The following is a 17,722-nucleotide window of genomic DNA, read 5'->3' as shown; positions in this document are numbered from 1 at the left end:
TGGTGGACGAGGCACTGCTCAGGAGTCTCACCCCGGCCGTGCTCAGCGTCCTCGTCCGCCGCGGAGCAGACTTCGCGGCGGCCGAGGACGCCGTGCAGGACGCGCTGGTCGAGGCCGTCCGCGTCTGGCCGGACGACCCGCCGCGCGACCCGAAGGGCTGGCTGGTCACGGCGGCCTGGCGCAAGCTCCTCGACGCCACCAGGGCCGAGAAGGCGCGGCGGCGGCGTGAGGACCTCGTCGACGCCGAGCCCGAGCCGGGGCCCGCGCCGACGTCCGACGACACGTTGCAGCTCTACTTCCTGTGCGCGCACCCGTCGCTGACGCCGTCGTCGGCCGTCGCGCTCACGCTGCGGGCGGTCGGCGGCCTCACGACGCGCCAGATCGCCCAGGCCTACCTGGTGCCGGAGGCGACGATGGCCCAGCGCATCAGCCGGGCCAAGAAGACGGTCTCCGGCGTGCGGTTCGACCAGCCCGGCGACGTCGCCACGGTGCTGCGCGTGCTCTACCTGGTCTTCAACGAGGGCTACTCCGGCGACGTCGACCTGGCCGCCGAGGCCATCCGGCTCACCCGGCAGCTCGCTGCCGTCGTCGACCACCCGGAGGTCGCCGGCCTGCTCGCGCTCATGCTCCTGCACCACGCCCGCCGCGCCTCCCGGACGGCCGGCGGCAGCCTCGTGCCGCTCGCCGAGCAGGACCGCGGGAAGTGGGACACGCGGATGATCGCCGAGGGCGTCGAGGTGCTGCAGGCGGCGCTCGCGCGGGACCGGCTGGGGGAGTTCCAGGCGCAGGCGGCCATCGCGGCGCTGCACGCGGACGCCCCGGTGGCCGAGGAGACCGACTGGGTGCAGATCGTCGAATGGTACGACGAGCTGCTGGCGCTGACGGACAGCCCCGTCGTCCGGCTCAACCGCGCGGTCGCCGTGGGCGAGGCCGACGGACCGCGAGCGGGGTTGAAGGCCTTGGCGGAACTGGACGACTCCCTGCCCCGCCACTCGGCCGTCTCGGCCTACCTCCACGAGCGCGACGGCGATCTGCGCACGGCCGCGCGGCTCTACGCCGAAGCGGCGGAGAAAGCGACGAACCTCGCCGAGCGGGAATACCTCACCCGGCAGGCCGCCCGGCTCAACAACTGAAAAGACCTCCCGGCCCAGGCGGGCCGGGAGGTCTTTTGTGATCAGGCACTCAACCGCGCGAAGGAAAGGTCAGAGCGCGCCACCCGCGGCGGCCGGAGCGCTGGTGTCGGCACCTTCGTCGCCCACGCTCTCCCGGGTGAGGAAGGTCTCCACGTAGAACATGTTGCCGTCCGCGCGGTCCATGATCGTGAGCAGCGTCTTCATCGAGGAGACCTCCTCGACCTGCTCCTTGAGGAACCACTGCATGAACTGCTCGCCGATGTAGTCGCCCTCCTCGCGGGCGGCCTTGGCGAGGGCCACGATCTGGTCGGTGACCTGCTGCTCCTGGCGCAGCGCCAGGTCGACGAGGTCGCGCGGGGCCTTGAACTCGTTGAACGGCGTCTCGGTGCCCGGAATGGCGACCGGGATGTCGTTGTCCATGAGGAACTTGACGATCATCATCGCGTGGTTGCGCTCTTCGAGGGCCTGCTTGTAGAAGTGCGACGCGAGGCGCGGGAGGTCCTCGTTGTCGAACCACACGGCGAGTGCGATGTACTGCTGCGAAGCGGAGAACTCGTTGCCGACCTGGGCCTGCAGGAGCTCGTGGAACTTCGACTTGCCGGACAGGATCTTCTTCACGTTCGAGGCCATGAGGAGTACGTTAGCCGAGAATGCCGGAATTTGCATTCAAGGAATGCCTAACCTTTGTTCGGAAAGGGATGCCGAACAAAGGTTAGGCATTCCTAATGATCACACCAATGGCGCGCGGTCGATCGGGCACGACATGCACCGGGGGCCGCCGCGGCCGGAACCCAGCTCCGAACCGGCGATCCGCAGCACCTCGACGCCCGCGTCCTCCAGGCGGGCGTTCGTCTCGACGTTGCGCTCGTAGGCCACGACGAGACCGGGAGCCACGGCGAGGGTGTTGTTGCCGTCGTCCCACTGCTCGCGCTCGGCGGTGACGGTGTCCAGGCCGGTGTCGATCACGCGCAGCCGCTCGATGCCCATGGCCTCGGCCGCCGCCTCCAGGAACGGCACGGGGCCGTCCACGCGCACGCCGCCGTTGCCGTCGGACCGCATCGGGTAGGCGGTGAGCGAGTCGCTGATCGCCGGGTACATCACCACGGCGTCGCGGTCGACCATTGTGCAGACGGTGTCGAGGTGCATCGTGGCGCGTTCCTGCTTGATCGGCACCGCCAGCACCGTGTGCGCGAGGCCGTCCGCGAGAGCGGAGCGCGCGAACGACTCCGCACCGGCCGGGGTGGTGCGCTCGCCGACGCCGATGGCGATGACGCCCGGCGCGAGCAGCAGCACGTCGCCGCCCTCCAGCGGTGCCGAGTGGGCGCCGTACGCGCGGCCCGTGCGGCGGAACCGCGGGTGGTAGGCGTAGATCAGGTCGGTCAGCGTCGTCTCGCGGTCGCGGGCGGGCAGCGCGAGCGAGGTGATGGCCACGCGGTCGCCGACCCACACCGACGAGTCGCGGGTGAAGAGCAGGTTCGGCAGCGGGTCGACGGCGAAGTCGATCGGCAGGTGCATCTTGCGCACCAGCGACGCGCCCTCGGCGGCCGGCAGCTCCTCGAACGTCATGCCGGTCATCAGGACCTGGGCGAGCTGCGGGGCCGGCAGCGACGTGAGGTGGCTGCGCAGCGCGTCGGCCAGGTCGATGCCCAGGCGGCGCTCGTTGACGGCGCTGTGGATGCCCGCGATGCGCGCGCGGTTGTCCTCCAGCGCCTGCACCAGCACGTCTGCCAGCAGCAGCACTTCGACACCGCGGGAGGTGAGCGTCGCGGCGAACGCGTCGTGCTCCTCCTGGGCGCGGCCGACCCACGGCACGCCGTCGAACAGCAGCTGGTCGTTGTTGCGCGGGGTGAGCCTCTTGAGCTCGTTGCCCGGCCGGTGCAGCAGCACCGTGCGCAGCGGGCCGACCTCGCTGTCCACGCGGGGCGCGGCGTCCGGGAGTGCTTCGGTTTCGGCGATCGTGTGCGCAGTCACCGGTCGAGCGTAACTCCGAACAGCACAAATCGCCGCTCCAGAGCTTCAACAGGCAACGAATCGCGTGTGAATATCGATCAGAGCAACGAATCGTTAGGGCAACCAGCTGACTTTGCCGCGCAACATTGCGTAGCCCACGAACGCGACGACGTCGAGGATCGTGTGAGCGATCACCAACGGCCACAGGCGCTTCGTCCGCTGCCAGTAGTAGCCGAAGACCAGGCCCATCACGAGGTTGCCGACGAACCCGCCGAAGCCCTGGTAGAGGTGGTACGAGCCGCGCAGGACGGCCGCCGCGACCAGCGCGGTGTACTGCCGCCACCCGAGCTGCCGCAGCCGGGTGATCAGGTACCCGACAACGAGCACCTCCTCCGCCCACGCATTGCCGGCGGCGGCGAGGACCAGCGCCACGTTCATCCACCACTGGTTGTCCAGGGTGGACGGCTGGACGGCGAGGTTCAGCCCGAGCGTCCAGGCGGCGAAGTAGAACGCGAGCCCCGGGATGCCGATGATCGCGGCCAGCCCGAGCGCGCCGAGCGAGTCGGCGAGCTTGCGGGTGCCGTCGAGCCCGATGACCTTGAGCTTGATCCCCGTGCGCCACAGCAGGTACAGGCCGATGCCGCCCCACGCGGCCAGTTGCAGCACGCCGAGCAGCTGTGCCACGAGGTCCAGCAGGTCGGCGCGCGCCTGCGGGACGTTGAGCGCGACGGACTGCTGGTTGAGCGGCGTCGGCTGCAGCAGGCTGTCGACGAGCCGCACGAGGCTGCGCAGGCCCGAGAGCCCGAGGGTCATGCTGAAGACGATCAGCAGTTCGAGCTGGTAACCGCGCTTCTCGTCGGTGCGGATCTCCGGGGCGGTCAAGGTCACCCGCGTGACGCTACCCGCAGCCCCCGCTCACCTCTGTGCGAGGAAAGGGCAGCCCATCAGGCGCCGGAGCTCCGCGGCGAGCTCCGCCGGGGTGCTGACCGGCTTGGAGAACGCGATGCGCACGTCGTGGTCGTCGCACTCCGCCTCCACCCGCAGCCGCAGCCCGAACCGGTCGAGTCCGAGCGGCCGCACGCGGCCCGCCCGCAGCTCCCGCGGCAGGTGCCGGGCGAGCTGGCCGACGACGTCGCGGTGCGCGGCCTCCAGGTGCCGCAGCCAGTGGTCCTCGTTGCCGCAGAACGGGTCCGGCGTCGCGCTCGCGAACTGCTCCGGCCGGATCGACGACGTGCCCTCGGCGTCCGCGATCACCATCGACGCGGGCGTGAGCCGCAGCACCGCGGCGCCGTGACCGGCGTCGAGCAGCCGGTGGTCCGGCCGCACGTCGGCGACCGCGAGCACCTCCTCGCGCGCCTCCCGGTCGTCGAGCGCGGAGACCCAGCCGGTGAGCCACAGCAGGCCGCGCACGGGTTCGCGCAACGCCACCGGTGCCTGGTCGGCGATCTCCAGCATCGCCGTCACCTCGGTCCGCGGGGAGTGCCAGAGCTGTGCGACCAGCGGGTGCTCGTCGGGCAGCAGCAGGGTCGTGGAGCCGCACGGGTGGACGTGGTGGAACAGCGGGGTGGTGCGGGACCCGGCCTGGGGGAGCAGGGCGGCGGAGCCGTGGCGGGCCGCGATCGTGCGGGCGCGCTCGGCGGCGTGCGGCGCCGGCGGGCGCTTGGTCTGGGTGTCGGTCACCGCTCCACCTCCTCGAAGGTTAGGCAAGCCTAACTTAGTGGTGCTCGGGAAGGGAACAGTCACCTGTACGGTGGACGCGTGGCCGTGCCCAGCAAGCCGTCCACCGAGGGGGCGGCGCTCGACGACCGGTGGACCCGGCACTGCGTGGACCGGGCGAGTCGTCACGCCCTCATGTGGACGGTTCTCGCAGGTACGGCTTTCGTCCTCCAGTTCCTCCTGGTCCTGGTGTGGTCGTGGTCCTCACCGGTGGCGCTGGTGCTGCTCTTCTCCGCCGCGGTCGTGCTGTGGGGGGTCACCCGACGGCGTCCCGTGCGTTTACCGGAAGGTGAACCGTGGCATTTCGCTCATGTGCAGTGGGAGGGAGGGCGTCTGGTCGTGCTGTCGTCACCGCCTCTGTTGCTGACCTTGAGCGCCGGTCGGCTGTTGCGCGGCCGCATCGCGCGTCACCGGCGTGCGTGGTTCGTGCCGCCGGACGCCGCCGGGAACACCGTCGTGACGTTCCGCGGCGTGCCGCGCCTGATCCCGGCGCGGGTGACCCGATGACGACGATGGTCGAGAACTGGAGCGACACCTGCCTCGCGCGGGCGGACCGCCGCGCCGTCGGCCACATCCTGTTCTCCCTCGCCGTGCTCGGCCTCGTGCTGCTGATCGGCTGGCTCTGGCTCACCGTCCTGTCGGTGCCGGTGGTGCTCGAACTGGCCGCCCCGGGGTTGCGGCACTTCCTGCAGCGCGGCGGCACGGTCGAGCTGGTCGAGCGGTTCCCGTTCCGCCCGGTGTCGGTGAAGTTCGTGCCGGGCAAGCGGATCGGGCGCCAGGCCTACCTGCGGGTGGCCGACTCGGAGAACGACCTGCGCCTGCCCGAACTGCCGGAGCGGGCGCGCGTGCTGGTCCGGCACACCGGCCGGATCTGGATCGCCGGGCCGGACGAACGCGGCCGCGTCGTGGCGATGACGCGCGGTCTCGCGTTCCTCACGCGCGGACGGGTCATCGACCGCTGAGCCAGGCCCGGTGGTGCTTCTCGGGCGCGTCGGTGAACGAGACGTGCCGCGGCCGCCAGCCGAGCAGCCGGTGGGCCTTGGCGCTCGACACGAGCTCGTCCTGGCCCGCCGCGACCTGCATGATCCCGCCCGCCTCCGCGGGTTCCAGCCGGATCCCACCGGTGAAGCCCGCCGCGCGCACCGCGACCCGCTGCACCTCCAGCGCGGTCAGGCGCTGGTCGTCCGCGATCACGAACACCTCGCCCTCCGGCCCGCGGTCGAGGATGCGGACGTAGGCCTTGGAGAGGTCGTCGACGTGCACCCAGCTCCAGCGCTTGGCGGTGTCGCCGTAGAAGACCGGTGCACCCGCCCCGGCCGCGGCGAACCACTGCGCGGTCATCGAGGTGGTGGCCGGGCCGCCGTAGAGGAAACCGGACCGCACCACCGTGTGCGCCAGGCCGCTCGCGGCGAGCTCGCGTTCCAGCGCGAACCGGAACCCGATCGGGCTCTCCGGGTTGCCGGGCGTGTTCTCGTCCATGAGTGCCACGCCCGTGCGGCCGTAGGAGGAGATGCCGGTCGTGTAGCTGGCCAGGACCATCGCGGCGCTGGCCGACGAGCTGGCCTAACGGCCCGTGGCGATGCCCTCGGCCTCGGCCCACTGCGTCAGGTCGTCCTTGCGCAGGGCGGCCGCCATCAGTTCGGGGAACTTGTCCGGCGTGCAGGCGAACGCGGGAGCGCCCAGCGCGTGCAGCTTCGCCGCCAGCTCGTGGTCGTAGGCGGGGGTGCCGGAGTCGCTGAGCGCCAGCAGGTTCACGACCGTGACCCCGCTCGCGACCAGTTCCCGGACCCGGCGCCGCAGCTCGGACTCCGACCCGCCCTCGTAGAGGTCGCTGATGATCACGACGACCGTGTCGGTGGGCCTGCGGACGAGCGTCTGCGCGTAGGCGACCGCGCGGTTGATGTCCGTGCCGCCGCCGAGCTGGGCGCTGAACAGCAGGTCGACCGGGTCGCTGAGCTGGTCGGTCAGGTCCGCGACCTCGGTGTCGAAGACGACGAGCTTCGTCGAGATCGAGCGGATGGACGCGAGCGCCGACCCCAGGACCGCCGCGTGCACCAGCGACTCGGCCATCGAGCCGGACTGGTCGACGAGCAGGACGACGTCCCGCATCGCCGCGGCCCTGCTGCGCCGGCGGTGGCCGATCAGGTCCTCGACGATCACGGTCTTGTGCCGCGGCTGGTAGTTCTTGAGGTTCGCGCGGATCGTGGTCGCCCAGTCGACGTCCGGCAGCTGCGGCCGCCGGGTGCGCCGGGACCGGTCGACGGCGCCCCGGACGGCCTCGACGAGCCGGGCCTGCAGGCGTTTCTCGATGTCCTCGACGACCTTGGCCACCACGGCCCTCGCCGTGTCGCGGGTGCGGGCGGGGATGGCGCGGGAGAGCTGCAGCAGGGTGCTGACGAGGTTCACGTCCGGCTCGACCGACTGCAGCAGTTCGGGTTCGAGCAGCAGCTGCTTGAGTCCCAGCTTCTCGACCGCGTCCCGTTGCATGACCTGCACGACGGACGTGGGGAAGTACTTGCGGACGTCGCCCAGCCAGCGGTGCAGCTGCGGGTTGCTGGCACCGAGACCGGCGCCGCGGTCGCCGCCACCGCCGTAGAGGCCCGTGAGTGCGCTGTCACGCCGTTGGTCGTCGTCTCCGAGCTGAGAGACGTCTTCAGCGCTCGGGCCGAGCAACAGCCGCCAGCGCCTCAGGCGTTCGTCGGTCATTTGAGCGCCGCCGCCACTTCTTCGGCCGCGCGCACGACGTGAGGGCCGACGACATCCGCGTCGAGCTTCTCCAGCGCCACGACGCCCACGGACGCCCGCAGGCCGGGCACGCCGCGCACCGGTGCCGCGACGCCGAACGCGTTCGGCGGCAGCTCGCCCGCGGACACCACCCACACCTCCGCGGGCTGCGAGATGGCCTTGCCGGCCGCCCCGCGGTGCACCGGGTGGCGCGATCCCACCCGGTACGCCACGTGGAAAGCGGTCCACGACGGTTCGACGACGGCGACGGCTTGGGCCTCGCTGCCGTCCGCGACCGTCAGGTGCGCGGTGGCGCCTACCTTCTCGGCGAGTTCGCGCAGCGCCGGGTTGGCCGCCATCCGCAGCTGGGGGAGGACGTTGGAGGCGAGGCGCAGCACGCCCAGGCCGAGCCGGACCTTCGACCCCTCCCGGCGCACGAGACCGCGCGCCTGGAGCGGGACGAGGAGCCGGTAGACCGCGGCCCTGGACGCGCCGATGGCCGTGGCGAGCTCCGAGATCGACGGCGCCTCGGACTCCGCCTCGGCAACAGCCTGGAGGAGCGCCAGACCCCGTTCCAGGGTCAGCGAGCTCTCCTTCGTCGCTCCCACCATCACGCACTCCGAACTGTGCCCACCACCTCGGCGAGACCGACCACGGAGCCGCCCTCCCCGGGAGCCGTCGCGGTCAGCCTGACCGTGTCGCCGTCCTCCAGGAAGGACCTCGTGGAGCCGTCGTCGAGCTTGAACGGTTCCTTGCCGCCCCAGCTGAGTTCGAGGAACGAGCCGCGCTCGTCCTTCTCCGGTCCCGAGACCGTGCCGGAGGCGAACAGATCACCTGGCCGCACCGTAGCCCCGTTCACCGTCATGTGGGCCAGCTGTTGCACAAATGACCACGACATCTCCCGGAACGGGGGCCGCGCGACGATCGTGTCGTTCAGCTCCACCGTGATGGTGATGTCCAGGCCCCACGGCTGGTCGCACGTCAGGTAGTCGTGCAGTTTGTTCGGCAGCGGCGGCGTCGGGACGCGTGCAACTGAAAACGCCTCCAGCGGCGTGATCCACGCGCTGATCGACGTGGCGAACGACTTGGCGAGGAACGGGCCCAGCGGCTGGTACTCCCAGGCCTGGATGTCGCGCGCCGACCAGTCGTTGACCAGCGCGACGCCGAAGACGTGCTCGGCGGCCCTGCTGGTGCTCACGTTCGCCGCCCGCGGACCGCCGCAGACGAACCCGACCTCGGCCTCGATGTCGAGGCGCTCGGACGGGCCGAACTTCGGGCCGTCGCCGCCGCGCTTCTGGCCTTTCGGGCGCTTGACGTCGGTGCCGGAGACGTAGACCGTGCCCGCGCGGCCGTGGTAGCCGATCGGCAGGTGCGTCCAGTTCGGGGTGAGCGGGTCGCCGTCGGGGCGGAACATGCGGCCGACGTTCTCGGCGTGGTGCCGGCTCGAGTAGAAGTCCACGTAGTCGCCGACGGTGAACGGCAGCTTCGCGGTCTCGATCCCGACGAGCTCGGCGCCCCTGGGGGCGGAGTTCGACCGGACGATCTCCCTCAGCTTGGCGCGCAGCGCGCTCCACACCGGGCGGCCCGCCGCCAGCAGCGGGTCCAGCGAGTCGCCCTGGACGAACTCGCTGCACTTGCCCAGGGCGAGGCTCTTCAGCAGCAGAGCCCGGTCGCCCACGCGGACGGCCACACCGCCGTCGACGACGCCGTAGGGGAGGGTCTGCGGTCCGAACGGCTGGTCTTCGGTGAAGTTCGGGTCGCTGATCCAGCTCACAGCAGTCCAAGCCCCTCGAGGTCGGCGACAGGTTCGGCGAGCGAGCACGAGCCGTAGCTCGCGAACACGCCGCGGACGGCGTGCGCGGCCTGGTCGCTGAGCGCCTTGGCCTCGGCGGTGAGAGCCTCGGCGTCGGTGCTCGCCAGCGCCTCGCGGACGTCACGGCCGCTGAGGCTGCGGGCCGTGGCGACGAGGAGGTTGAGGAAGCCGTGGTGCGTGAAGCCCTGCTCGTCGGTGTGGCGGACGGCCCTGTGCAGGCCCGCCGTCGCCTTGAACGCGACGCCGCCACCGCTGACGACGGACAGGAAGTCCGCGACCTCCTCGACGCTCGGGAAGTTCTCCTGCGACAGGCCGCCGCAGCGCAGCTTGGGCCAGCTGCCGTGCTCGATGACCCGGCGGACGCCGTCGAGCCACTCGGCTCCACCGCGGCGGGGTTCGACGACGCGGATGACGTCCTCGGGGACGAACTCCGACACGCGCTCGAGCCACACCTCGTCCACATCGGACGGTGCGGGCATCTCGACCATGCGCAGCGCCAGGAGCTCGCTGCGGCTCTCGACGATCGACACGGCCTTCGGCACACCGCCGAGACCCGTGTCGATCACGAGGGAGAGCGCGATCGGCTTCGGGGGCTTGACCTTGATGAGTTCGGTGATCAGTTCGGCGAGGCGGGAGGCCGGGCACAGGAAAAGACCCATGACACCGGACCACTCACCGACTCGTCCGTCGAGGTGACCGCGCACCGCGTCGGGCATCGACGCGCTCCCCGGGGGGAACAGCGCGGCATCGTCCACAAGCCTCGCGAGCAGGGGCGGAGTACCGCGCGGACCGGGCGCACGGAGTTCGACAGCGCTTGACACGGCTGACACGCTAGCCGTGTACCGCCAACTGAACAAAGATGTCCGATAGTCGAACGCCCTCGGAGAGGTCATGGCCCACTACCGCCAGGTCGGGGAGATCCCCCGAAAGCGCCACACCCAGTTCCGCAAACCGGACGGTGGGCTCTACGCGGAAGAGCTCATGGGGGTCGAGGGGTTCTCGGCCGATTCGGCCCTGCTCTACCACCGGTACCTGCCGACCGCGATCGTCAACGCGGAGACGCTCAAGGACGAGCGCGGCACCGTGGCACCGAACCTGCCGCTCAAGCCGCGCCACTTCAAGACCACCGACCTGACCTGGGCTTCCGACGAGGTCGACGCGGTGACAGGCCGTCGCCGGCTGTTCCACAACCCCGACGTGACCATCGGTTTCGTGGTGGCCAACGCGCCGTCTCCGCTGTACCGCAACGCTTCCGGTGACGAGCTGCTGTACGTGCAGGGTGGTTCCGGCGTCATCGAGACGATCTACGGCGCGCTGGAGGTGGGCGACGGCGACTACGTGGTGATCCCGACCTCCTGCACGTACCGGGTGGTGCCGTCGTCGCCGATGTCGCTGCTGGTGCTGGAGGCGACCGGGCACATCGGGCCGCCGAAGAGGTACCTGTCGAAGGCCGGCCAGTTCCTGGAGCACTCGCCGTACTGCGAACGCGACATCCGCGGGCCCGAGGAGCCGTTGCTCGTCGAGGGCACCGACGTCGACGTGATCGTGCGGCACCGCGCGGGGCTCACGAAGTTCACCTACGCCAACCACCCGTTCGACGTGGTGGGCTGGGACGGGCACCTGTACCCGTGGGCGTTCAACATCCGCGACTTCGAACCGATCACCGGCCGCGTGCACCAGCCGCCGCCCGTGCACCAGACGTTCGAGGGCCCGAACTTCGTCGTGTGCTCGTTCTGCCCGCGCAAGGTCGACTACCACCCGCTGGCCGTGCCGGTGCCGTACAACCACGCGAACGTCGACTCGGACGAGCTGATGTTCTACGTCGGCGGCAACTACGAGGCGCGCAAGGGGTCGGGCATCGGCATCGGCTCGATGTCGCTGCACCCCTCCGGCTGCACGCACGGCCCGCAGCCCGGAGCCGTCGAGGCCTCGCTGGGCGTGGACTACTTCGACGAGACCGCGGTCATGGTCGACACGTTCCGGCCCCTGGAGCTGGGCGAGGCCGCGGAGGCCTGCGAGGACCCGGCGTACGCGTGGACGTGGGCCCGACGCGGTCCGGCCTGATTTCCTGTCAGGGGTCCTCGCTACTTTGGTCCCGTGAGGACACGAGCCGTTCCGACGCGCTGGCAGGGCCTGGGCAAGGCCCTGCCGGTGCTGTGGGGCCTCTACACGGGCTCGGGCTCCGTGCCGTACCGCGTGTGCGTCGACCTGGCCGCCGGCTCGGCCAAGTGCACGTGCCCGTCCCGCAAGTTCCCCTGCAAGCACGCCGTCTCGCTGCAGGAGCTCGACCTGCCCGACGCCCCGCCGCCGGACTGGGTGCGGGAGTGGGCGGCCCGCAGAGCCGCTCGTGAGCTCGACTCCTCACCCGAGGCCGTGGCCAGGCGCCTGCGCGCCCGCGAGAAGACGGCGGCGAACCGCGCCTCGGCGATGTCCTCGGGCATCGACGGCCTGCGCGACTGGCTGCTCGACGTGGCCTCCGCGGGCATCGCGTCCCTGCCCGGCCGCCCGGCCTCGTGGTGGCAGGCGTTCACCGCCCGCATGATCGACGCCCAGGTCCCCGGCGTCGCCGCGGCCGTGACCGAGGTCCAGGAGATCGTCGCCCGCTCGGGCCCGCGCTGGACCTCCGACGTGGCCGACCGCCTGGGCGGCCTGCACCTGCTGTGCTTCGTGCAGCCACGATCGCGCCTGGGTGTCACGATCCCCGAGGAGACCGTCCGGGCCACCCCCGGCGTCTTCGACCACTGGGTGGCCCTCCTGCGCCTGGAGACGGACGACGGCCGCGTCCGCACCGTCCGCCAGTGGTGCTGGGGCCGCCGGACGTCGGGCTGGGTGGTCGCGATCCGCCACTCCGCGGTCGGCGCCCCGGTCCCGCTCCTGCCGCACGGCCAGGAGTCCTCCGCGCTCGTGCACCGGTACCCGGACTCGGACCGCGTGGCCCTCGGCGAACTGGAGGGCTCGCGAACCCCGGACCCGGTGCCGGCCCCGCTCACGTGGCGCACGGCCCTGGCGGCCCTGGAGCCGATGCTGACGGCCGACCCGTGGCAGCGCCTGTTCCCGCTCGGCTGCGCGTCCGTGAGGCTGCACGGGGGCTCTCTGGTCGACCCGTCCGGTCACGGCCTCCCGGTGCGCGACGACACGGGCCTGGACATGGCGCTGGCGCTGAGCGGCGGTGTCCCGTTCGACGCCTGGGGCCTGTGGGACGGGCACGCGCTGCGGCTGGGCGCGGTGTCGATCGACGGCACCCTGGAGGTGGTCGCGTGACCGCGCCACGACCCGGCCGCGCCCTGCGCACCCGCGTCGCCCCCTTCTCCGGCCGCTCCCAGCCCCTCCCGGAGGTGGCGGCGTGAAGGACGACTGGTCCAAAGCCGTCCAAGACCTCCTGATCGGCACCACGAGAGGCGGCGGCGACCCCGCGGTCCTCCTCGCCGACTGCGCCGCCCTGGGCGTGGCCGCGTTCGGTGCCACCCTCCCGCAGGAGGTGCGGGCCGACCCGCTCCCACCGGCCCCGCCCGAGCCGGCGGACTTCCCCAGGCCGGCCGCCAAGGCCGTCCTGGAAGCGATCATGAGCCTCGACGACGAGGTCCTGCTCACCGAGTGGTGCGCCCTCGCCAAGGCAGGCGGCGTCGTGGCCGAGCACCGCATGCTCCCCGCGCTGCTCGCCCTCGGCACGGCCCGTCCCGGCCTGCGCGCCGCCGTGGTCGAGGTGCTGGGCACGCGGGGCCGCTGGCTCGCGGGCACCCGCCCGGGCTGGTCCTGGGCGAGCGGTGCCGCGCCGCTCGTGGACGAGGTGCCGCTGGAGGAGGTCCTCGACCTGCCCAGCGCGCAACGGGTCCGCGCGCTGCGCCGCAAGCGCAAGGCCGACCCGGTGGGCGTCGGCGGGTTCATCGCGCGGGAGTTCGCCGCGTCCCGCCGCTCCGCCGACCGCCAGGTGCTGGTCAGCGCCCTCGAGACCGGCCTGGGGCCGCAGGACGAACGGCTGCTCGAAGCGGCCCTCGACGACAAGGCGGCGGCCGTCCACGACGAGGCCCTCCGGCTCCTGCGCACCCTGGGGCGCACGCGTCTCGCCGCCCGCGCGGCCCACCGCCTGCGCCGCGGGCTCCGCCTCACCGCGGACGGGCTCGACGTCCGGCCGGAGGAGCTCTGGACCGCGCAGGCCGACCCGGCGGAGCAGCGCGACCTCATGCGCGACGGGTCCGAGAAGGGCGTGGCCGGGCGCATCCGGGCGGCGGCCGCGAGCGTTCCGCCGTCGTACTGGACCTCGACCCTGCGGGCGGACGACGCCAAGGCCGCGGACGTGCTCCGGCGGGGGCCGTGGGCCGCGGCTCTGCTCAGGGGCGTCGCCGGTCAGCTCTCCGCGGCGAAGGACCCGCGTCCGTGGGCCGTCGCGGCCGCCGAGACGCTGACCGGCATGGAGCAGCTGGAGATGCTGGCCGCGCTGCCCGCGAGCGTCGCCGAGCAGGCGGTCGTGGCCGTGTCGAAGAACTGGCACTACGACCTCCTCGACCACGCCTGCGCCCAGCTGCCGGCGCCGTGGTCGCCCGAGACCACCCGCGCGCTGATGCACCGCTACGCCGCGCTGCCCGATCCGCGCTGGCGGGCGGGCCGTCCGCCGGCCGTGCTGCTGGCGCGGGGTGACGCGGACCTGCTCGGGGCGAGCTGGGAGGCTCTGACCCGCCGCTGGCCGGAGAACTCGCTGGAGCTGGAGGTCCTCCGCCTCCGCATCCGCCTGCGCGAATCGTTCGCACCACCGCAACCGCCCCGGGAGGCCCCGTGACCGCCGTGCTCAGGCCGACGGCCGAACAGCAGTACGCCGCCGAGCTCGAGGCCGTCGCGGCTCAGGACGACCGGCAGCGGCCACCGAACTGGCGCCTGTCACCGCAGGCCGTGGTCACGTACGTGCTGGGCGGCACGCTGCCCGACGGCACGGTGATCACGCCGAAGTACGTCGGCGCGCGCAGGCTGGTCGAGGTCGCGGTGGGCACGCTGGTCACGGACAGGGCGCTGCTGCTCGTCGGCGTGCCGGGCACGGCCAAGTCGTGGCTGTCCGAACACCTCGCGGCGGCGGTCAGCGGCGACTCGACGCTGGTGGTCCAGGGCACGGCGGGCACGAGCGAGGACCAGGTCCGCTACGGCTGGAACTACGCCCGGCTGATCGCCGAGGGCCCGAGCGAGAACGCCCTGGTGCCGAGCCCGGTCATGAAGGGCATGCAGCAGGGCTCGGTGGTGAGGGTCGAGGAGCTGACCCGCATGCCGTCCGAGGTGCAGGACTCGTTCATCACGGTCCTGAGCGAGAAGTCGCTGCCGGTGCCGGAACTCAACTCGCAGGTCCAGGCGGTGCCGGGCTTCACGGTCATCGCCACGGCTAACGACAGGGACCGCGGCGTCAACCAGATGTCGTCGGCGCTCGCGCGGCGCTTCAACACCGTCGTGCTGCCGCCTCCCGCGACCGAGGACGCGGAGGTCGAGATCGTCATCACCCGCGCGCAGCAGCTCGGCAAGGCGCTGCAGCTGCCCGCCGAACCGCCCGCGCTCGACGAGGTGCGCCGCGTCGTGCGGATCTTCCGCGAGCTGCGCGGCGGTTCCACTGTGGACGGTCGCACGCAGCTGAAGAAGCCCAGTGGCAGCCTGTCCACCGCGGAGGCGATCTCGGTGATCGCGAACGGCATGGCGCTCGCCGGCCACTTCGGCGACGGCACGCTCGGCGCGGACGAGCTGGCCAGCGGCCTGATCGGGTCGGTGGTCAAGGACAGGGTGTCGGACGCGGCGGTGTGGCGGGAGTACCTGGAGACGGTGCTGAAGGAGCGCGCCGAGTGGCGCGACCTCTACCGGGCCTGCCTGGACGCCAGCGGTGACTGAGCCGGACCCCGGGCCGGTCCTGCTCGGCATCCGCCACCACGGTCCCGGCTCGGCCCGGATGGTCAAGCGGGCGCTGGAGGCCGTCCGGCCGGCGCTCGTCCTGATCGAGGGGCCTCCGGAGGCGGACGCCCTCCTCGACCACGTCCACGCCCTGACACCGCCGGTCGCGATCCTGCTGCACGACGAGACCGAGCCGGAGAACGCCGCGTTCTGGCCGTTCGCGGAGTTCTCGCCGGAGTGGCAGGCGCTCAGGTACGCCGCCGAAACCGGTGCCACCGCGCGCTTCTTCGACCTGCCCGCGGCGGCCTCGATCGGTGACGACGGTCCGAGCGGGACCGTCGACCCCATCGGCCTGCTCGCCGAGGCGGCGGGCTTCGACGACCCCGAGCGCTGGTGGGAGGACGTCGTCGAGCACAGCGCCTCCGATCCGCTCGACCTCGCGAACGCCATCGCCGAGGCGATGGTGGCCGTCCGCGAGGAGTTCGAGGACCAGGTGGGGGAGCGCACGCTCCGGCGGGAAGCGTTCATGCGCCAGACGATCCGCAAGGCGCGCAAGGAAACCGACGGCCCGATCGTCGTCGTCTGCGGCGCGTGGCACGTTCCCGCGCTGCTGACCACACCGACGGTCGCGAGCGACACCGCGTTGCTGAAAGGCCTGCGCCGCCGCAGGATCTCCGGCACCTGGGTGCCGTGGAGCCACGGCCAGCTCGCCGCCGAGTCCGGCTACGGCGCGGGTGTCGACTCCCCGGGCTGGTACGCGCACCTCTGGCAGCACCGCGAGGACGTGGTCCCGCGCTGGTTCGCCAAAGCCGCCGCCGTGCTCAGGGAGGAAGACCTGCCGGCCTCGACCGCGAGCGCCGTGGAGGCCGTTCGTCTCGCGGAAACCCTTGCCGCGCTGAGGGAACGCCCCAGCGCGGGGCTGAGCGAGGTGAACGAGGCCGCGCTCGCCGTCCTGTGCGGAGGCGAGGAGATCCACCTCCAGCTCGTCCACCGCAAGCTCGTCGTCGGCGAACGCCTGGGCGAGGTGGGGGAGGCCGTCCCGCGGTCGCCGCTGGCGGCGGATCTCCAACGCCTGCAACGGAAACTGCGCCTCCCCGCGGACGTCCAGCCCAAGCAGCTCAAACTGGACCTCCGCAAGGACACCGACCGCGAACGCTCGAAACTCCTGCAGCGCCTGGAAGTTCTCGGCGTCCCGTGGGGCAGGCCGGACCGGTCCAACTCCCTCGGCACGTTCGCCGAGGTGTGGCAGCTGCGCTGGGACCCGGTCTTCGCGGTCTCGGTCGCCGTCGCCGCCCGCCACGGCACGACCGTCCACACCGCAGCCGAGAACGTCCTCGTCCAGTCCGCGAAGGACGCCAAACGGGTCGCCGACGCCGCCGCGACCCTGACCAGGTCGGTGGGTTGCGAGCTGCCCAAGGCCGTCGCCGAGGCCCGCGGCGCGCTCGACCGCTGCGCCGCCATGGCCACCGACGCCCTCGAACTGCTCGCCGCCCTCCCGGACCTGGCCAGGACCGTGCGCTACGGGTCGGTCCGCGGCACCGACCCGGAACTGCTGCGCGTGGCCCTGCACGGCCTGCTGACGCGAGGGGCGGTCGGCCTTCCCCTCGCCTGCCGGGGCGTCGACGACGAAACGGCCGAGAACGCGCTCGCCACCGTCGACGGCGCCCACGAGGCCACCCGTCTCGCCGCGGACGACGACCACCAGCAGACCTGGTGGCGGGCCCTGCACGCCCTGGTCGAAGCGGAGGCGCACGGCCTCCCGACCGGCAGGGCCACCCGCCTGCTTTGGGAAGCGGGCGAGCTGACCAGCGACGACGTGGCCGCCCGCCTGCACCGCAACGTCGCCACGGCGTTCGTCGCGGGCTTCCTGCGGGGCTCGGCGACGCTCCTGGCCGCCGACCCGCGCCTCTTCGGCCTCATCGACGAGTGGCTGAGCGGCCTGCGGGGCGAGGCGTTCGACGACGCCCTGCCCCTGCTCCGCCGGGCCATCACCGACTTCACCCCCGCCGAACGGCGCCTGCTCGGCGAACGGGTCGTGGCGGGTGAGACCCCCACCCCCGCCGCCGGCGACGAATGGGACCCGGACATCGCGCAACGGCTCGCCGCGCACGTCCGAGGCCTCATGGCCGGAGTTTCACGTCCCTCCGATCCGGTGATCCCAGAGGCGTGACCGCACCTGACGAAGACCGCGCGACCGTGTTGGACGAAGAACGCCCCGTCGGCCGGGACGAGGACAGCGCCGTGGTGCCGGACGCGGAGCGCCCCGTCCCCGTGGACGACGAGCGCTCCGCCGAGGTGGACGACGAGCTGCCCGGCGCGCCGGACGGAACGGACCCCGTCGTGCCCTCGGGCGAGCGCACCACCGCTGCCGCGGACGGCAGCGACCTCGTCCCGCCCGACGAGAGTCGCCTCGAAGAGTCGCAGCAGCTCATCGACGAGGCCAAGAAGATCGCTCACGACCTGCGCGAAGAGGTCCCGGACACCGCGCCGGAGCCTCCTCGCGAAGAGGGCTCCCCGGCCAACTGAGGCG

18 protein-coding genes are annotated in these 17,722 nt (G+C 72.3%); 9 read left to right on the top strand and 9 right to left on the bottom strand.

All coding sequences use genetic code 11. The annotated features are described in order from the left end of the window. Positions 1-2: 2 nt before the first annotated feature. Positions 3-1,133 (top strand): RNA polymerase sigma factor, encoded by a 1,131-nt coding sequence (locus L6E10_RS00425; protein WP_236215779.1) that lies wholly within the window; start codon positions 3-5, stop codon positions 1,131-1,133. Positions 1,134-1,202: 69 nt separating this feature from the next. Here the strand turns inward: L6E10_RS00425 and L6E10_RS00420 are convergent, their stop codons facing one another. From L6E10_RS00420 to L6E10_RS00405, 4 genes are all read right to left on the bottom strand, one after another. Beyond that, entirely contained in the window at positions 1,203-1,763 is a 561-nt protein-coding gene (locus L6E10_RS00420) for a ferritin (protein WP_236215778.1), read from the bottom strand. 99 nt (positions 1,764-1,862) lie between these two features. Continuing rightward, the gene (locus tag L6E10_RS00415; RefSeq protein ID WP_374235432.1) at positions 1,863-3,050 is read right to left on the bottom strand and encodes an arginine deiminase; all 1,188 of its coding nucleotides are present in this window, start codon (positions 3,048-3,050) and stop codon (positions 1,863-1,865) included. A gap of 147 nt (positions 3,051-3,197) precedes the next feature. Beyond that, a complete protein-coding gene (locus L6E10_RS00410) occupies positions 3,198-3,965 on the bottom strand; it encodes a CPBP family intramembrane glutamic endopeptidase (protein ID WP_240009839.1) in 768 nt (255 codons plus the stop codon). 33 nt (positions 3,966-3,998) lie between these two features. Further along, positions 3,999-4,763 carry a DUF2470 domain-containing protein gene (locus L6E10_RS00405; protein WP_236215775.1) on the bottom strand — a complete coding sequence of 255 codons (765 nt, stop codon included), beginning with the start codon at positions 4,761-4,763 and terminating at the stop codon, positions 3,999-4,001. A 78-nt stretch (positions 4,764-4,841) separates the two neighbouring features. Here L6E10_RS00405 and L6E10_RS00400 point away from each other — a divergent pair, with 78 nt between their 5' ends. Both L6E10_RS00400 and L6E10_RS00395 read left to right on the top strand, forming a co-directional pair. Beyond that, the gene (locus L6E10_RS00400) at positions 4,842-5,306 is read left to right on the top strand and encodes a hypothetical protein (RefSeq protein WP_236215774.1); all 465 of its coding nucleotides are present in this window, start codon (positions 4,842-4,844) and stop codon (positions 5,304-5,306) included. Further along, positions 5,303-5,761, top strand: coding sequence for a hypothetical protein (locus L6E10_RS00395; RefSeq protein WP_236215773.1), 459 nt, complete (start codon positions 5,303-5,305; stop codon positions 5,759-5,761). Before L6E10_RS00400 ends, L6E10_RS00395 begins: the two co-directional genes overlap by 4 nt. On the opposite strand, the gene L6E10_RS00390 is transcribed toward L6E10_RS00395, so the two are convergent. From L6E10_RS00390 to L6E10_RS00370, 5 genes are read right to left on the bottom strand one after another with little or no spacing between them, the layout of a single operon-like run. Continuing rightward, positions 5,748-6,338, bottom strand: a complete 591-nt coding sequence (locus L6E10_RS00390; RefSeq protein WP_236215772.1) for an NAD(P)-dependent oxidoreductase — start codon at positions 6,336-6,338, stop codon at positions 5,748-5,750. The two genes, L6E10_RS00395 and L6E10_RS00390, sit on opposite strands and share 14 nt — an antisense overlap. A gap of 24 nt (positions 6,339-6,362) precedes the next feature. Then, positions 6,363-7,505, bottom strand: coding sequence for a VWA domain-containing protein (locus L6E10_RS00385; RefSeq protein WP_236215771.1), 1,143 nt, complete (start codon positions 7,503-7,505; stop codon positions 6,363-6,365). Beyond that, a complete protein-coding gene (locus tag L6E10_RS00380) occupies positions 7,502-8,134 on the bottom strand; it encodes an IclR family transcriptional regulator (protein ID WP_236215770.1) in 633 nt (210 codons plus the stop codon). Before L6E10_RS00380 ends, L6E10_RS00385 begins: the two co-directional genes overlap by 4 nt. Further along, positions 8,134-9,297 carry a fumarylacetoacetate hydrolase family protein gene (locus L6E10_RS00375; protein ID WP_236215769.1) on the bottom strand — a complete coding sequence of 388 codons (1,164 nt, stop codon included), beginning with the start codon at positions 9,295-9,297 and terminating at the stop codon, positions 8,134-8,136. Before L6E10_RS00375 ends, L6E10_RS00380 begins: the two co-directional genes overlap by 1 nt. Continuing rightward, positions 9,294-10,157 carry a hypothetical protein gene (locus L6E10_RS00370; RefSeq protein WP_374235407.1) on the bottom strand — a complete coding sequence of 288 codons (864 nt, stop codon included), beginning with the start codon at positions 10,155-10,157 and terminating at the stop codon, positions 9,294-9,296. Before L6E10_RS00370 ends, L6E10_RS00375 begins: the two co-directional genes overlap by 4 nt. 70 nt (positions 10,158-10,227) lie before the next feature. Between L6E10_RS00370 and L6E10_RS00365 the strand changes: the two genes are divergently transcribed. The 6 genes from L6E10_RS00365 to L6E10_RS00340 all read left to right on the top strand — a co-directional run bounded on the left by L6E10_RS00365 (position 10,228) and on the right by L6E10_RS00340 (position 17,718). Then, on the top strand, positions 10,228-11,400 hold the full coding sequence (locus L6E10_RS00365; RefSeq protein ID WP_236215767.1) for a homogentisate 1,2-dioxygenase: 1,173 nt from the start codon (positions 10,228-10,230) through the stop codon (positions 11,398-11,400). Positions 11,401-11,433: 33 nt separating this feature from the next. Continuing rightward, a complete protein-coding gene (locus tag L6E10_RS00360) occupies positions 11,434-12,597 on the top strand; it encodes an SWIM zinc finger family protein (RefSeq protein WP_236215766.1) in 1,164 nt (387 codons plus the stop codon). Positions 12,598-12,679: 82 nt separating this feature from the next. Continuing rightward, positions 12,680-14,110, top strand: a complete 1,431-nt coding sequence (locus tag L6E10_RS00355) for a DUF5691 domain-containing protein (protein WP_236215765.1) — start codon at positions 12,680-12,682, stop codon at positions 14,108-14,110. Then, complete coding sequence (locus L6E10_RS00350; RefSeq protein WP_236215764.1) at positions 14,107-15,192, top strand: AAA family ATPase; 1,086 nt, start codon at positions 14,107-14,109, stop codon at positions 15,190-15,192. Before L6E10_RS00355 ends, L6E10_RS00350 begins: the two co-directional genes overlap by 4 nt. Next, positions 15,185-17,362 (top strand): DUF5682 family protein, encoded by a 2,178-nt coding sequence (locus L6E10_RS00345; RefSeq protein ID WP_236215763.1) that lies wholly within the window; start codon positions 15,185-15,187, stop codon positions 17,360-17,362. Before L6E10_RS00350 ends, L6E10_RS00345 begins: the two co-directional genes overlap by 8 nt. Continuing rightward, positions 17,359-17,718, top strand: a complete 360-nt coding sequence (locus tag L6E10_RS00340; RefSeq protein WP_236215762.1) for a hypothetical protein — start codon at positions 17,359-17,361, stop codon at positions 17,716-17,718. The genes L6E10_RS00345 and L6E10_RS00340 overlap by 4 nt, the downstream gene beginning before the upstream one ends. The last annotated feature ends 4 nt before the right edge of the window (positions 17,719-17,722 follow it).

This window comes from Lentzea sp. CC55, assembly GCF_021056325.1.
Lineage (GTDB): Bacteria > Actinomycetota > Actinomycetes > Mycobacteriales > Pseudonocardiaceae > Lentzea > Lentzea jiangxiensis.
This window is presented reverse-complemented; position numbering and strand designations above follow the sequence as displayed.

Coding starts and splice junctions, on each gene's coding strand:
- L6E10_RS00390 (WP_236215772.1), bottom strand. CDS start 6,338: ATGGTCCTGGCCAGCTACACGACCGGCATCTCCTCCTACGGCCGCACG.
- L6E10_RS00420 (WP_236215778.1), bottom strand. CDS start 1,763: ATGGCCTCGAACGTGAAGAAGATCCTGTCCGGCAAGTCGAAGTTCCAC.
- L6E10_RS00365 (WP_236215767.1), top strand. CDS start 10,228: ATGGCCCACTACCGCCAGGTCGGGGAGATCCCCCGAAAGCGCCACACC.
- L6E10_RS00395 (WP_236215773.1), top strand. CDS start 5,303: ATGACGACGATGGTCGAGAACTGGAGCGACACCTGCCTCGCGCGGGCG.
- L6E10_RS00385 (WP_236215771.1), bottom strand. CDS start 7,505: ATGACCGACGAACGCCTGAGGCGCTGGCGGCTGTTGCTCGGCCCGAGC.
- L6E10_RS00380 (WP_236215770.1), bottom strand. CDS start 8,134: ATGGTGGGAGCGACGAAGGAGAGCTCGCTGACCCTGGAACGGGGTCTG.